Here is a 14,636-nt window from a genome sequence, read left to right as displayed (position 1 = left end):
AGCTTGCTCCCGCTGGCCTGCGCAGCAGGGCCCCAGCATGCTGACAGGCAGAACGCGTTGTTTGATTTTACGACTGCTGCGCAGCCGAGCGGGAGCAAGCTCCCTCGCCACAGGGGCTTGGCAATGGCCGGAATTTGGTACCCATCCCACAGGGTTTTGCAGTGCGAGGAAATCGGGGACCACGTTAACGCGCCTGTGCAAACACCTCCGCCACCCAGTCCACGAACACGCGAACCCGCGGCGACATGAGCCGGTTGTGCGGATAGAGCACCGACACCGGCATGGACGGTGGTGGGGTATTGGTGAGGACTTCCTGCATCAGGCCCTGCCGGATCGGCTCTTCCATTCGGTAATGCGGGCATTGGATCAGCCCCAGGCCGGCGATGGCCGAGGCGGCGTAGATTTCCGCGCCGGACACCGACAACGTGCCCCCGATCGGCACCTCCTTGAGTTCGCCATCGACCATGAACTCAAACGGATAGAGCTTGGCGGTGGTCCGCGAGACGTAATTCACTGCCCGGTGATGCTTCAAGTCATCGAGGCTCTTCGGTTCGCCGTACTGGCGCAGGTAACCGGGACTGGCACAGGTGATCTGCCGAAGATTGGCGACACGCCGGCCAATCAATGAAGAGTCCGCCAACGTACCGGAGCGCAGCACGCAATCGACGCCTTCGGCAATCAGGTCGACGAAACGATCTGCTTCGCTGATGAACAATTCTATTTCGGGGTAGCGGGCCATGAATTGCGGCAACGCCGGAATGACGAAATACCTGGCCTGGGTGCCGTGCAGGTCCACCCTCAGTTTGCCTTTTGGCGCCACGCCGCGAAACGCCAGCTCGGCTTCTTCCAGCTCCGCCAGCAATTGCACGCAGCGCGGGTAATAGGCTTCGCCGTCGAGGGTCGGGCGCACCTTGCGGGTGCTGCGCTCCAACAAACGCACGCCCAGCCAGGCTTCGAATTGGTTGAGTGTGTGGGTCAGCGTGGCCCGGGGCATGTTCAGGTCTTCAGCGGCCAGGGTGAAACTGCTGCGCTCGTAGATGCGGACAAACACCCTCATTGCCTTGACCTGATCCATCTGAATCCTGCGCTCTGATTGTTGGGAAATGTTGAACAGTCAAGGCAACTTTCCGGCATTTATCGCCAAGAGTAAACATGTGAATCTGGCTTCAACGACTCAAGCCTCAACAACAAAGGAACCCTCACATGCCTGTTCAAAACTCGAAAGTTGCCATCGTGACCGGCGCCTCCCGCGGCATCGGCGCCGAAATCGCCAAGCACTTGGCCAGCGAAGGCTTCGCCGTTGTCGTCAATTACGCCAACAGCGCCAGCGAAGCGTCCAAGCTGGTGGTGCAATTGCGCCAGGCCGGCCACCAAGCCATAGCGGTCAAGGCCGACGTGTCATCTGCCGCCGATGTGCGTCGGCTGTTCGATGAGACAGAAGCGCAGTTGGGCAAGGTCGATGTGTTGATCAACAACGCCGGCATCCTCCAAGTGATGCCCCTGGCGCAGCACAGCGACGAGTTGTTCGACCAGACGTTCGCCATCAACACCCGTGGCACCTTCAACACCCTGCGCGAAGCCGCGACCCGCCTGAACGACGGTGGCCGGATCGTGAATTTTTCCAGCAGCACCGTAGGCCTGAACCTGCCCGGCTACTCGGTGTATATCGCCAGCAAGGCGGCGGTGGAATCCTTGACCCAGGTATTTGCCAAGGAACTGCGCGGTCGCCAGATCACGGTCAATGCCGTAGCTCCCGGCCCGGTCGCCACTGAGCTGTTCATGCACGGCAAGAGTGAGGAGCAGGTACAGCACTACGCCAAGATGCCGCCCCTGGAGCGCCTCGGCCAGCCGCAGGACATTGCCAGCATCATTGCGTTCCTGGTGAGCCCGGCCGCGGGCTGGGTGAATGGCCAGATCTTGCGGGCCAACGGTGGGCTGGTCTGAGGCTTGGTTCTGTGGCGAGGGAGCTTGCTCCCGCTGGGTCGCGAAGCGGCCCTGTTTTTGGGGCCGCTACGCAGCCCAGCGGGAGCAAGCTCCCTCGCCACGGTTTGTATGTTTGCCTGTGGCATCTACTTAACTGACAGGCATTAGGTACTGCGGTCCCTTTGGATCACCGCACCAAATGCAGGAACTGCAGGTGCCGCTCGTACTGGTCGAGGATGTCGTTGATGACTTGCTCCTTGGTGTAGCCCACCAGGTCGTAATCCTGGCTGCCTTCGCTCAAGTGCACCTCGGCGCGGTAGTAACGACGGTTGTTCAATTGCTTGGACCCCATGCCGCCACGGGCGAAGGACGGCGTGAAGTAGCCGCGCATCTGCACCTGGTAGATGAACGGATGCTGCTCGCCATGGCCAATCTCCAGGCTGACGCTATCGTTGGCCGGGTCGGGCTGGGTCACCACCGTCAGGCCCTTCTCGGCAAACACCGCGGTTACTTCTTCAATGGCCGGGCGCACCGTGGTGTCGAGGAAACGATACACCTCATCACGGGACGGGAAATGCACCGCCTGGCTCAAGCGTTGGCGCCAGCCGCCCGTGCCCCGACGTGCACCCGAGACCGGTGCCAGGGAATGCAATTGTGCGATCTGCTTCTGGGATTCCAGGTAGAACGCCTTGTGCAGGCCCCACATCATCAGCAAGAGAATCAGCGAGAACGGCAGGGACGTCAGCACCACCGCCGACTTCAAGGCATCAATGCTGCCGGAGAACAACAACGCACTGGTCACCAGGGCGGTCATCGCGCCCCAGAACACTCGCAACCATTTCGGCCCGTCTTCGTCGGGGTTGCCACCCTTGGCCGACAGCGTCGACAGCACCACGGTGCCTGAGTCGGCGGACGTGACGAAAAACACGAAGCTGATGAACACCGTGACCGCGATGACGGTCTTGCTCCAGGGGTAGGTCTCCAGCAGCAGATAAAGGCTCATCGACGGGTTTTCCAAGGCGGACATGCCCAAGGCACTCATGCCGTGGTTCAACACCTGGTCGATGGCGCTGTTGCCGAAGATCGACATCCACGCCAAGGTGAAACCCAGGGGAATCAGCAGCACGCCAAAGACAAATTCACGGATGGTGCGACCGCGGGAAATCCGGGCGATGAACAGCCCCACGAACGGCGACCACGCGATCCACCAGGCCCAGTAGAACACCGTCCAGCCACCTAGCCAGTCGCTGGGTTCGTTGTAGGCGTACAGGTCGAAACTCTTCATCGGCAGGGCGCCGAGGTAATCGCCGATGTTCTGGATCAAGGTGTTGAGCAAATGCTGGGTCGGGCCGGCGAACAACACGAACAGCAACAACGCGCAGGCCAGCAGCATGTTGATGTCGGACATGACCCGCACGCCCTTGTCGACGCCGGCCACGGCGACGATGATCGCCGCCCCCATCATCAGCACGATCAGGCCGACCTGAATCCATTGGGTATGGGCGATGCCGAACAGATAATCGAGCCCGGAATTGAGGTGCAGCACACCAAAGCCCATGTCCGCGCCGAGGCCGAACACCGTCGCGATAATGCCGAAGCCGTCCACGGCGTAACCGATGGGGCCGTTGATGCGCTTGCCGATCAGCGGGTAAAGCGCCGAGCGCAGGGCCAGGGGCAAATTGTGCCGGTAGGCGAAGTACGCCAGGGCCATGCCGACGAACGCAAAAACGCCCCAGCCATGCAGGCCCCAGTGCAAGAACAAGATCTGCATGGCCTGGCGCGCTGCCTCCGCGGTACCGGCTTCACCCTGGGGTGGTTGCACCATGTGAGTCAGCGGCTCGGACACGCAGAAGAAAAACAGCGTGATGCTGATGCCGGCGGCGAACAACATGCCGGCCCAGGACAGATAACTGAATTCGGGCTCGTCGTGGTCGGCACCGAGCTTGATCTTGCCGTAGCCGGACAAGGCGGTGACCACCACGAAGACCAGATACAGCGTCATCGCCAACATGTAGTACCAGCCGACCGTATTGGCCGCCCAGTTCTGCGCCGCCAGCAACCAGGCGCCGGCCTGGGCGGGCATGGCAATGACTACCAGGCCGAACAGCAGAATGAACGCCGCGGCGAAGTAAAAGACCGGCGGGTTCATGCGGACCAGGCCGCTGGGTGGAAGGGACGAAGCGCTCATGAACGAAGCACCTCGGGAAGCGAAAGGGCGGCAGTGAAATACGGACTCGGCAAAGGCAAACCTCCTGTTGTGAGCGGGCAGCAAACCGACGGTTTAACTTGAATGAACGTTCAAGTTAAACATGAATAGGCAGCTAAGAACTAATCGCAGGGCTAAACGGCATGTTTCCTACACTAGCTTACGGGTGGGTATGACGGTGCCTGGGGAGCATTCGTTCAGCGTTCAAAGACATAAACACAGACCCCGTGGGAGCGAGCTTGCTCGCGATAGCGGTGGTTCAGCCGGCAAATTTATTACTGATATGCCGCTATCGCGAGCAAGCTCGCTCCCACAGTGTTTGTTGTCGGCTGATTCATGGCGTGATGGCTTTTGTGGCGAGGGAGCTTGCTCCCGCTTGAGTGCGAAGCACTCATCGCTTTTTGGGGCCGCTACGCGCCCCAGCGGGAGCAAGCTCCCTCGCCACGGGACGTGTACCGTTCTCTAAACCAGCCCGCCCCCACAGGTCCGGCAACAAGACAAACCGGCGGCGGTGTCGCCAGACCCACGCTCGGACACAAACATGCCGGTTGCCCCTGAATATCCGCGTGCCTATAGTCCAGGCATCGCCTACAACCAGTACGGACCCATGATCAAACAACAGCTGTCTCGCTTTAATCGTCTCGACCTGCTCGGCCATCCGACACCGCTGGAAAAACTCGACCGCCTCTCCACCTGGCTCGGCCGCGACCTCTATATCAAGCGCGACGACCTGACGCCCCTGGCCTTGGGCGGCAACAAACTGCGCAAGCTCGAATACCTGGCCGCCGATGCCATCGCCCAAGGCGCCGATACCCTCATCACCGCCGGGGCGATCCAATCCAACCACGTGCGCCAGACCGCCGCCCTGGCCGCGAAGCTCGGCCTGGGCTGCGTGGCCTTGCTGGAAAACCCTATCGGCACCGAAGACAGCAATTACCTGGGCAACGGCAACCGGCTGCTGCTGGAGCTGTTCGACGCCAAGGTCGAATTGGTGGCAAACCTGGACAACGCCGATGAGCAATTGCAGGCCCTCGCCGGTCGCCTGCGCAGCAATGGGAAAAAGCCCTATCTGGTGCCGATTGGTGGTTCGAACGCCTTGGGTGCGCTGGGTTATGTACGCGCCGGCCTGGAACTGGCCGAGCAGATCAAGGACACCGGGATCGAGTTCGCCGCCGTGGTATTGGCCTCGGGCAGTGCCGGGACCCACAGTGGCCTGGCGTTGGCCTTGAGCGAAAGCCTGCCGGCGCTTCCGGTCATTGGCGTCACGGTTTCGCGCAGCGAGGAAGACCAGTTTCCGAAGGTCCAGGGCCTGGCCGAGCGCACGGCCGCGTTGCTCGAAATCGCCCTGCCAGAAGCGTTCAAAGTGAACCTGTGGGACGAGTATTTCGCTCCCCGCTACGGCGAACCGAACGCCGGGACACTGGCGGCGATCAAGCTGCTGGCCAGCCAGGAAGGGCTGTTGCTCGATCCGGTCTACACCGGCAAGGCCATGGCCGGCCTGCTTGACGGCGTGGGTCGCAACCGTTTCGACGAAGGCCCGATCATCTTCCTGCACACCGGCGGCGCACCGGCGCTGTTTGCCTATGACGCAGCGTTCCAGGCTTAGTGGAAGACTCGATGGAAGGCTTTTTGTGGGAGCGAGCTCGCTCGCGATAGCGGTCGATCAGCCGACAATTGTTCAACTGACACACCGCCATCGCGAGCAAGCTCGCTCCCACCGGCCTTCATTCCAAATAAGCATATGTGCTTGATTTAATATTATTTTCCAATCTATAAAAGCCACCCTATAGTCTCGCCGCAGGCGCATTTGCCGCGAGACGCCCAGGCTGCTTTAAGGCAGGATGTGGCAATCTTTTTGGATCGCGGCTACGCCTTATCTCAACCAAAATAACCTCTTCATAAGAAAACACAGGGGCTTGTCATGAATTTTTCCGCATTACGTCGCAACCTGTTGGTGGGTTCGCTGGGCCTGGCATTGAGCGCCGGCCTGTTGGGGCAAGCGGTTGCCGGTGAGCAACTGCAGAAAATCAAGGATGCCGGTGAAATCAAGATCGGCTTGGAAGGCACTTATCCACCGTTCAGCTTCGTGGATGAAAGCGGCAAACTGACCGGCTTCGAAGTGGAGTTTTCCGAAGCCCTGGCCAAGGAGCTGGGTGTGAAGGTCAAGCTGCAGACCACTCCATGGGCGGGCATTCTCGCGGCGTTGGAATCCAAGCGTCTGGACGCTGTAGTCAACCAAGTCACCATCTCCGAGGAACGTAAGAAAAAGTACGACTTCTCCGAGCCGTACACCGTTTCCGGGATTCAAGCGCTGGTCCTGACCAAGAAAGCCGATGAGCTGAACATCAAGAAGGCCGCTGACCTGGACGGTAAAAAAGTCGGCGTGGGCCTGGGCACCAACTACGAACAGTGGGTCAAGGCAGAAGTACCGGGCGCCCAGGTCAAAACCTACGACGACGATCCGACAAAATTCCAAGACCTGCGCGTCGGCCGTATCGATACCATCCTGATCGACCGCCTGGCCGCCCTGGAATACGCCAAGAAAGCCAAGGACACCACCGTCACCAGCGAAGCCTTCTCCCGCCAGGAATCCGGTATTGCCCTGCGCAAAGGCGAACCAGAATTGTTGGCAGCCGTGAACAAGGCCATCGAGAAACTGCGCGCCGACGGTACGCTGAAGAAGCTTTCGGAAAAATACTTCAGCGCTGACGTCACCCAATAATGGAAGCAGCACTTCAACTCGCACTGGACTCCGCGCCCTTCTTGCTCAAGGGCGCGTACTACACGGTCATCCTCAGCCTCGGCGGCATGTTCTTCGGCTTGCTGCTGGGGTTCGGCCTGGCGCTGATGCGCCTGTCGCGTCTCAAGGTGATCAACTGGATCGCCCGCATGTACGTGTCGTTCTTTCGCGGCACGCCATTGCTGGTGCAGTTATTCCTGATCTACTACGGACTGCCGCAACTGGGCCTCGAACTTGACCCGCTGCCGGCGGCGCTTATCGGTTTCTCGCTGAACATGGCTGCCTATGCGTGTGAAATCCTGCGGGCCGCCATCAGTTCCATCGAGCGCGGCCAGTGGGAAGCCGCGGCGAGTATTGGCATGACCCGCGCCCAGACCCTGCGCCGGGCCATCCTGCCGCAAGCCGCACGCACGGCCCTGCCACCGCTGGGCAACAGCTTCATTTCCCTGGTCAAGGACACCGCGCTGGCGGCGACCATCCAGGTACCGGAGTTGTTCCGCCAGGCGCAGTTGATCACCGCGCGAACCTTCGAAATCTTCACCATGTACCTTGCCGCCGCGCTGATCTACTGGGTTCTTGCCACCGTGCTCTCGCACCTGCAGAACGTATTGGAAGCCCGGGTCAATCGGCACGACCAGGAGTCCTGACCCATGATTGTCGTGGAAAAACTGACAAAGCAGTTCAAGGGTCAGGTGGTGCTCAACGGCATCGACCTGAAGATCGAAGAAGGCGAAGTGGTTGCGATCATCGGCCCCAGCGGCTCGGGCAAGACCACGTTCCTGCGCTGCCTGAACTTCCTCGAAGAGCCTACCAGCGGCCGGATCAAGGTCGGCGACATCGAGATCGATGGCAGTCGCCCGCTGAACCAGCAACAGGGTCTGGTGCGCCGCTTGCGCCAGCAGGTGGGCTTCGTGTTCCAGAACTTCAACCTGTTCCCCCATCGCACCGCGTTGGAAAATGTCACCGAAGGCCCGCAGGTGGTGAAAAAAGTCCCCCGTGCCGAAGCCGAAGCCTTGGGGCGCAAACTGTTGGCCAAGGTCGGGCTGGCCGGCAAGGAGGACGCCTACCCACGGCGCCTTTCCGGCGGCCAGCAACAGCGCGTGGCGATTGCCCGGGCGTTGGCGATGGAACCGGCGGTGATCCTGTTCGACGAACCAACCTCGGCCCTCGATCCGGAACTGGTAGGCGAGGTCCTGGCAACCATTCGCGGCCTGGCCGAAGAAAAGCGCACCATGGTCATCGTCACCCACGAAATGGGCTTTGCCCGGGACGTGGCCAACCGTGTGGTGTTTTTCGACAAAGGCGTGATCGTCGAACAAGGCGAAGCCAAGGCCTTGTTTGCAGCGCCCAAGGAAGAACGCACGCGACAGTTCCTCAGCAAGTTCCTCTCTGCCGGACACGGCGATCAGTAAGTAAGCGTGCATCACTTCCAGGGATGGAAGTCATGCCATTACACAACTAACACATCATCGCTACTCACGTCATCTAAACGACACAACTTGCAACTTCTGCCTCACCCACCTCCCCCACTATTTATAGAATTTCAAATACCGGAAAGCCTGGGAAAACGACCTGTGGCGCCGAGTATTCTTGACAGACAAGCGTAGGACGTTTCTGAAGCCTTTAATAATGAGTTATTAAGCAACCCACTCTATTGACACTGAAACTATAGAGCCCTTATCTAGTGCCCGACAGGCGACGTACATGACTTTAGTTGCGCAGTGATTTAGCGCAGACAGCCCATATAACTGCCTAAATAAAATAGGCCGCATTATTCGTCGCCTTTGATCTTTCTGAAACGGACTTAGTTTTCAAGCATCAAGGAGAACACCATGACATGTAAGTCGAAGAGTCCCGAACTGGCCGCCCCGATCCTGGCCAATGCCCACCCTGCGGGCATCAACATCGCCAGCGCCGCTCACCTGGAAGTTGCCATCGCACCCTACCCCGGCATGGACGCGGGTGACCTGATCGAACTGTTCTGGGACAACTGCTACGTCGGCTCGCGCGTGCTCTCACAGGCCGACGTGCTGGACGGCATCACGATGCGCATCCCGGAGAGTTTCATCGTCAACGGGACCTCGCGCATCCATTATCGGGTGATGCAGGTTGGTCGCGGGCCGGCGCTGTCAACCAAGCAACGCGTGCAGGTCAAGCTCGACTGTCCCGGCGGCCAGCCCTCGGCCTTGAGCGGCGATGAAAACCAGGGCCTGGCGCCGGTGCGCATTCCCGCCACCATCCGACGCCAAGGGGTGAACCCGAACCAGATCAAACGTGGCGTACCACTGACCATCGAACCCTACCTGAACATGGCCGCCGGCGACGCCGTGACCCTGCGCTGGGGCGACGTGCGCATGGACCTGCCGGCGGTCACCGCCAGCGAAGTCGGCCAGCCAATCAATATCTGGGTCCCGCCGCAGATCATTCTGGAAGCGGGAGAAGACCTGCGCCTGGAAGTGACCTATTGCGTCCTCGACCGCGTGGGCAACAACTCCCACTGGGCACCGCCACGGACGTTGAAGATCGGTTGTGCCAATCCGTATCTGAACACCTCACCGAAACAGGCGCTCATGGCCGCCGAAACGCGCCGCCGAGAGCCCTGATGCAACCCTTCCTGCGGCCTACAGGCTTTTGTGGCGAGGGAGCTTGCTCCCGCTTGGGTGCGTAGCACCCACTGGCAAACAAAGAAGGGTCGCTGCGCAACCCAGCGGGAGCAAGCTCCCTCGCCACAAAAGCTGCCTGGCCCTCGCTGAGCGTATGGCCTTCAAATTAAAACCAACCTATCCATATTCCTAAAAGTTAGTTCAAAAATAATTTATACACGCTTAGGGTATATGGACCGGACCACCGGACATTCTTGATTTTTACTCGCCGCAATCATCGCGGCGCTTCTTGAGATGTGAGGTGGGTATGGAACGGAACACAATCACCCCGGTGCAGTATGCCAAGGCTCTGCCCGCAGCCACGGAGTGGCTGTAATGTCGGATCTGGCGCAAGCAAAGGTCCAGAGCGACCTGGACATCGCACCCCTGCTGTTGCCCGCACAAGTGCTGCGCAACGATGCCGAGGCGATCAAAGCCGCCCACGAACTGGCACAGGCCGCTCGTCAACAAGCGGCGCGTCGTGACCAGCAACGCAAGCTGCCTTGGGCTGAAATCGAGCAATTCACCCGCAGCGGCCTGGGCAGCATCGCCATTCCCCGGGCATACGGCGGCCCGCAGGTTTCGTTCGTCACCCTGGCCGACGTGTTCGCGATCATTTCCGCCGCCGACCCGGCCCTCGGGCAGATCCCGCAAAACCAATTTGGCGTGCTCCAACTGATTCTCGGCACCGGCACCGAGCGGCAGAAGAAAATCCTGCTGCAAAGCGTGCTCGAAGGCTGGCGCATCGGTAACGCCGGGCCCGAACGTGGCACTCGCAATACCCTCGAACTCAAGGCCCGGATCAGCGCCGACGGTGATGGGTTTGTCATCAATGGCCAGAAGTTCTATTCCACCGGGGCGCTGTTTGCCCACTGGGTCGCCGTCAAGGCGCTGAACGACGAGGGCCGACAGGTGCTGGCGTTCGTGCGACGCGGCACCCCGGGCCTGCGGATCGTCGACGATTGGTCAGGATTCGGCCAGCGCACCACGGCCAGTGGCACCGTGCTGCTGAACAATGTACGGGTGGATGCCGAGCTGGTCTTGGATAACTGGCGCATCAACGATACGCCCGGTGTGCAAGGGGCGATTTCCCAACTGATCCAGGCCGCCATCGATGCCGGCATCGCCCGTGGCGCCATCGACGATGCCATCGCCTTCGTGCGCGAACGGGCCCGGCCCTGGATCGACGCCAAGGTCGACCGCGCCAGTGATGACCTCTACGTGATCGCCGACATCGGCAAGCTGAAAATCGAACTGCACGCCGCCGAAGCGTTGCTGCGCAAGGCTGGACAGGTACTGGACCAGGTCAGCGCCGCCCCCATCACGGCGCAATCGTCCGCCCGCGCCTCGATTGCCGTGGCCGAAGCCAAGGCGCTCACCACCGAGATCGCCCTGCAAGCCGGCGAAAAATTGTTCGAACTGGCCGGCAGCCGCGCCACCCTCGCTGAATTCAACCTCGATCGCCACTGGCGCAACGCCCGGGTCCACACCCTGCACGACCCGGTGCGCTGGAAATATCACGCGATAGGCGCCTACCACCTGAACGGCACCTTGCCGGCCCGACATTCCTGGATCTGACGACCCGACCTCTGGAGCAGCACATGCCGTTTTCCCAACACGTCGCGGTGATCACCAGCGATGAACAAGCCCTGATCGTGGCCAGTGACCTGGCCGATGACTTCAAGCGCGACAGCGCACTGCGCGACCGTGAGCGTCGCTTGCCATATCCGGAACTGGAAGCTTTCTCCCGCTCCGGCCTGTGGGGCATCAGTGTGCCCAAGGCCTACGGTGGCGCCGGTGTGTCCAATGTCACCCTGGCCAAAGTGATCGCCTTGATTTCCCAGGCCGACGGCTCTCTTGGACAGATTCCCCAGAATCATTTCTACGCCCTGGAAGTGCTGCGGGTAAACGGCAACGAAGCGCAGAAGCAACGTTTGTACGCCGAAGTCCTGGCCGGCCAACGCTTTGGCAATGCCTTGGCCGAGCTTGGCACCAAGACCGCCCACGACCGCGTCACTCAACTGCGCCGCGACGGCGAGGGTTATCGCATCAACGGGCGCAAGTTCTACGCCACCGGCGCGATCTACGCCCAGCGCATCCCCACGTCGGTGGTGGATGAAAATGGCGTGCAGCAACTGGCGTTCGTCCCCCGCGACAGCCAAGGCCTGACGGTGATCGATGACTGGAGCGGTTTCGGCCAGCGCACCACCGGCAGTGGTTCGGTGGTATTCGAAGACGTGTACGTCGCTGCCGACGACATCGTGCCCTTCCAGAGCGCCTTCGAACGGCCCACACCGGTAGGGCCGCTGGCACAGATTCTTCACGCCGCCATCGACACCGGCATCGCCCGCGCCGCCTATGAAGACGCTTTGCATTTTGTTCGTAGCAAAACCCGTCCCTGGATCGATGCCACCAGCGATGTCGCCACCGAAGACCCGCACACCCTCAAGAGTTTCGGCCAAGTGAGCATCCGCCTGCACGCCGCCGAAGCCCTGTTGGAACGCGCCGGTGAATTCCTCGACCGGGCCCAGGCCGACACCCGGGCCGACACGGTCGCCGCCGCCTCGATTGCCGTGGCCGAAGCCCGCGCCATCAGCACCGAGATTTCCCTGGCTGCCGCCAGCACGCTGTTCGAATTGGCCGGCAGCCAGGCGACCCTGGCCGAGCATGGCCTCGACCGCCACTGGCGCAACGCCCGGGTGCACACCCTGCACGACCCGGTGCGCTGGAAATACCACGCGGTGGGCAACTTCTACCTCAACGATGAAAAGCCGCCGCTGCGGGGGACGATCTGATGGCGGTCGGGAAGAAGAAAATCCTCCTTAATGCATTCAACATGAACTGCATCGGGCACATCAATCATGGCCTGTGGACCCATCCACAGGACACATCGACCCAGTACAACACGATCGAATACTGGACCGCCCTGGCGCAATTGCTCGAGCGCGGCTTGTTCGACGGGCTGTTCATCGCCGACATCGTCGGGGTCTACGACGTGTATCAACAGTCGGTGGACGTGACGCTCAAGGAGTCGATCCAACTGCCGGTCAATGACCCGCTACTGCTGGTGTCCGCCATGGCCGCCGTGACGAAAAACCTGGGTTTCGGCCTCACCGCCAACCTGACCTACGAACCGCCCTACCTGTTCGCCCGGCGCATGAGCACCCTCGACCACCTGAGTCGCGGCCGGGTCGGCTGGAACATCGTCACCGGCTACCTGGACAGTGCCGCCAAAGCCATGGGCCTGACGGCACAGGTCGAGCATGATCGCCGCTACGACCAGGCCGACGAATACCTGCAAGTGCTCTACAAATTGTGGGAGGGCAGTTGGGAAAACGACGCGGTCATCAACGACCGCGAACAGCGAATCTATGCCCGACCGGAAAAAGTGCACAAGGTCCGGCACCAAGGCGAGTTCTACCAGGTCGAGGGCTATCACCTTTGCGAGCCCTCGCCCCAACGCACGCCGGTGCTGTTCCAGGCCGGCAGTTCCGAGCGCGGCTTGACGTTCGCCGGGCAGCATGCCGAGTGCGTGTTCATCAGTGGCCAGAACAAACCGACGACCAAGGTCCAGGTGGACAAGGTCCGCGCGAGCGCCGCCGAGGCCGGGCGCAACCCCGAAGACATCAAGGTGTTCATGGGCCTGAACGTGATCGTCGGCGAGACCGAAGCCGCCGCCTGGGCCAAGCATGCCGAGTACCTCGGATACGCCAGCGCCGAGGCCGGGGTGGCGCACTTCTCCGCGTCGACGGGGATCGATTTTTCCCAGTACGAACTGGACGAGCCGATCCAGTACGTCAAGAGCAACGCGATCCAGTCGGCCACCAAGACCTTGCAGAACAACGATTGGACCCGGCGCAAATTGCTCGAACAGCACGCCCTGGGCGGTCGCTACATCACGGTGGTTGGCTCACCCGAACAGGTGGCCGATGAGCTGGAATCGTGGATCGCCGAAACCGGCCTCGACGGCTTCAACCTGACCCGCATCGTCACGCCGCAAAGCTACGTGGATTTCATCGACCTGGTGATCCCCGAGTTGCAGCGACGCGGCTCGTACAAGACCGAATACGCCAGCGGCACCCTGCGCGAGAAGCTGTTTCACGCAGGGGCCCAGTTGCCCGAACAACACACTGGCTCGACCTACCGGCACTGATCCTGTGGCTACCGACACTGATCCTGTGGCGAGGGAGCTTGCTCCCGCTGGTGGGCGAAGCCCGCCCAAAAAGGCTTAGGGGCCACTTCGTAGCCCAGCGGGAGCAAGCTCCCTCGCCACAAAGGCCTGAGACTCACCCATTAATGACTGGAATAACCGACATGACCAAACACTTCCTCACCCTGCCAGTCAAAACCCTGGCCCTGGCCCTCGGCCTGTTCAGCTCGGCGCTGTTTGCCGCCGACGCACCGTTGAAGATCGGCACCACCGCCGCCTTCGCCATTCCCCTGGAAGCGGCGGTCGAAGAAGCCGACAAGCAGGGCCTGAAAGTCGAGCTGGTGGAGTTCAGCGACTGGATCGCGCCCAATGTCAGCCTGGCCTCCGGTGATATCGACGTGAATTACTTCCAGCACATCCCGTTCCTGGAAAATGCCAAGGCCGCCGCCGGATTCGACCTGGTGCCCTTCGCCCCGGGGATCATCAACAACGTCGGCCTCTATTCGAAAAAATACAAAAACTTCGACGAACTGCCCAAAGGCGCCAGCGTCGCCATCGCCAACGACCCGATCAACAGCGGTCGCGGCCTGCAATTGCTGGCCAAGGCCGGGCTGATCAGCCTCAAGCCGGGCGTCGGCTACAAGGCCACCGAAGACGACATCGTCGCCAACCCGAAGCAACTCAAGATCCTGCAAGTCGAAGCCGTGCAACTGGTGCGCGCCTATGAAGACGCCGACCTGGTGCAGGGATATCCGGCCTACATCCGCCTGGCCAAGACTTTCGATGCCAGTTCCGCCTTGCTGTTCGACGGCCTCGATCACAAGGAATACGTGATTCAATTCGTGATCCAGCCCAAGAGCAAGGACGACCCGCGGCTGATCAAGTTCGTCGACATCTACCAACACTCGCCCGCCGTGCGCGCCGCCCTGGACAAGGCCCACGGCAAGCTCTACCAAGCCGGCTGGGAAGGCTGAC

General features: G+C 61.0%; 12 protein-coding genes. 10 read left to right on the top strand and 2 right to left on the bottom strand.

Annotated features, from left to right (window positions below):
* Window positions 1–184: 184 nt before the first annotated feature.
* Complete coding sequence (locus tag J3P85_RS00950) at window positions 185–1,075, bottom strand: LysR family transcriptional regulator (protein WP_434704585.1); 891 nt, start codon at window positions 1,073–1,075, stop codon at window positions 185–187.
* A gap of 128 nt (window positions 1,076–1,203) precedes the next feature.
* Between J3P85_RS00950 and J3P85_RS00945 the strand changes: the two genes are divergently transcribed.
* Complete coding sequence (locus J3P85_RS00945; RefSeq protein WP_434704584.1) at window positions 1,204–1,944, top strand: SDR family oxidoreductase; 741 nt, start codon at window positions 1,204–1,206, stop codon at window positions 1,942–1,944.
* Window positions 1,945–2,110: 166 nt separating this feature from the next.
* Here the strand turns inward: J3P85_RS00945 and betT are convergent, their stop codons facing one another.
* Window positions 2,111–4,072, bottom strand: coding sequence for a choline transporter BetT (betT, locus tag J3P85_RS00940; protein WP_434706305.1), 1,962 nt, complete (start codon window positions 4,070–4,072; stop codon window positions 2,111–2,113).
* 664 nt (window positions 4,073–4,736) lie between these two features.
* Here betT and J3P85_RS00935 point away from each other — a divergent pair.
* The 9 genes from J3P85_RS00935 to J3P85_RS00895 all read left to right on the top strand — a co-directional run bounded on the left by J3P85_RS00935 (window position 4,737) and on the right by J3P85_RS00895 (window position 14,635).
* Entirely contained in the window at window positions 4,737–5,735 is a 999-nt protein-coding gene (locus tag J3P85_RS00935; protein WP_186707339.1) for a D-cysteine desulfhydrase, read from the top strand.
* A gap of 315 nt (window positions 5,736–6,050) precedes the next feature.
* Window positions 6,051–6,851, top strand: a complete 801-nt coding sequence (gene tcyJ / locus J3P85_RS00930) for a cystine ABC transporter substrate-binding protein (RefSeq protein ID WP_027911796.1) — start codon at window positions 6,051–6,053, stop codon at window positions 6,849–6,851.
* Entirely contained in the window at window positions 6,851–7,516 is a 666-nt protein-coding gene (gene tcyL / locus J3P85_RS00925; RefSeq protein ID WP_186707314.1) for a cystine ABC transporter permease, read from the top strand. Before tcyJ ends, tcyL begins: the two co-directional genes overlap by 1 nt.
* Window positions 7,517–7,519: 3 nt before the next feature.
* Window positions 7,520–8,281, top strand: a complete 762-nt coding sequence (gene tcyN, locus J3P85_RS00920) for an L-cystine ABC transporter ATP-binding protein TcyN (protein ID WP_186707315.1) — start codon at window positions 7,520–7,522, stop codon at window positions 8,279–8,281.
* Between the two features lie 420 nt (window positions 8,282–8,701).
* A complete protein-coding gene (locus J3P85_RS00915) occupies window positions 8,702–9,472 on the top strand; it encodes a hypothetical protein (protein WP_434704583.1) in 771 nt (256 codons plus the stop codon).
* A gap of 375 nt (window positions 9,473–9,847) precedes the next feature.
* The gene (locus J3P85_RS00910) at window positions 9,848–11,089 is read left to right on the top strand and encodes an SfnB family sulfur acquisition oxidoreductase (protein ID WP_434704582.1); all 1,242 of its coding nucleotides are present in this window, start codon (window positions 9,848–9,850) and stop codon (window positions 11,087–11,089) included.
* A 23-nt stretch (window positions 11,090–11,112) separates the two neighbouring features.
* Window positions 11,113–12,306, top strand: coding sequence for an SfnB family sulfur acquisition oxidoreductase (locus tag J3P85_RS00905; RefSeq protein WP_434704581.1), 1,194 nt, complete (start codon window positions 11,113–11,115; stop codon window positions 12,304–12,306).
* The gene (locus J3P85_RS00900; protein ID WP_434704580.1) at window positions 12,306–13,664 is read left to right on the top strand and encodes an LLM class flavin-dependent oxidoreductase; all 1,359 of its coding nucleotides are present in this window, start codon (window positions 12,306–12,308) and stop codon (window positions 13,662–13,664) included. Before J3P85_RS00905 ends, J3P85_RS00900 begins: the two co-directional genes overlap by 1 nt.
* A 161-nt stretch (window positions 13,665–13,825) precedes the next feature.
* A complete protein-coding gene (locus tag J3P85_RS00895; protein ID WP_434704579.1) occupies window positions 13,826–14,635 on the top strand; it encodes a MetQ/NlpA family ABC transporter substrate-binding protein in 810 nt (269 codons plus the stop codon).
* Window position 14,636: the final 1 nt, after the last annotated feature.

Source organism: Pseudomonas sp. Z1-12 (genome assembly GCF_051132015.1).
Lineage (GTDB): Bacteria > Pseudomonadota > Gammaproteobacteria > Pseudomonadales > Pseudomonadaceae > Aquipseudomonas > Aquipseudomonas zanjanensis.
The sequence above is the reverse complement of the archived record's forward strand: the minus strand, read 5'-3'. Positions and strand labels throughout refer to the sequence as shown.

Bases quoted from the DNA above. Each gene is read 5' to 3' on its own strand.
- J3P85_RS00950 (WP_434704585.1), bottom strand. From the start codon at position 1,075: ATGGATCAGGTCAAGGCAATGAGGGTGTTTGTCCGCATCTACGAGCGC.
- J3P85_RS00945 (WP_434704584.1), top strand. From the start codon at position 1,204: ATGCCTGTTCAAAACTCGAAAGTTGCCATCGTGACCGGCGCCTCCCGC.
- betT (WP_434706305.1), bottom strand. From the start codon at position 4,072: ATGAACCCGCCGGTCTTTTACTTCGCCGCGGCGTTCATTCTGCTGTTC.
- J3P85_RS00935 (WP_186707339.1), top strand. From the start codon at position 4,737: ATGATCAAACAACAGCTGTCTCGCTTTAATCGTCTCGACCTGCTCGGC.
- tcyJ (WP_027911796.1), top strand. From the start codon at position 6,051: ATGAATTTTTCCGCATTACGTCGCAACCTGTTGGTGGGTTCGCTGGGC.
- tcyL (WP_186707314.1), top strand. From the start codon at position 6,851: ATGGAAGCAGCACTTCAACTCGCACTGGACTCCGCGCCCTTCTTGCTC.
- tcyN (WP_186707315.1), top strand. From the start codon at position 7,520: ATGATTGTCGTGGAAAAACTGACAAAGCAGTTCAAGGGTCAGGTGGTG.
- J3P85_RS00915 (WP_434704583.1), top strand. From the start codon at position 8,702: ATGACATGTAAGTCGAAGAGTCCCGAACTGGCCGCCCCGATCCTGGCC.
- J3P85_RS00910 (WP_434704582.1), top strand. From the start codon at position 9,848: ATGTCGGATCTGGCGCAAGCAAAGGTCCAGAGCGACCTGGACATCGCA.
- J3P85_RS00905 (WP_434704581.1), top strand. From the start codon at position 11,113: ATGCCGTTTTCCCAACACGTCGCGGTGATCACCAGCGATGAACAAGCC.
- J3P85_RS00900 (WP_434704580.1), top strand. From the start codon at position 12,306: ATGGCGGTCGGGAAGAAGAAAATCCTCCTTAATGCATTCAACATGAAC.
- J3P85_RS00895 (WP_434704579.1), top strand. From the start codon at position 13,826: ATGACCAAACACTTCCTCACCCTGCCAGTCAAAACCCTGGCCCTGGCC.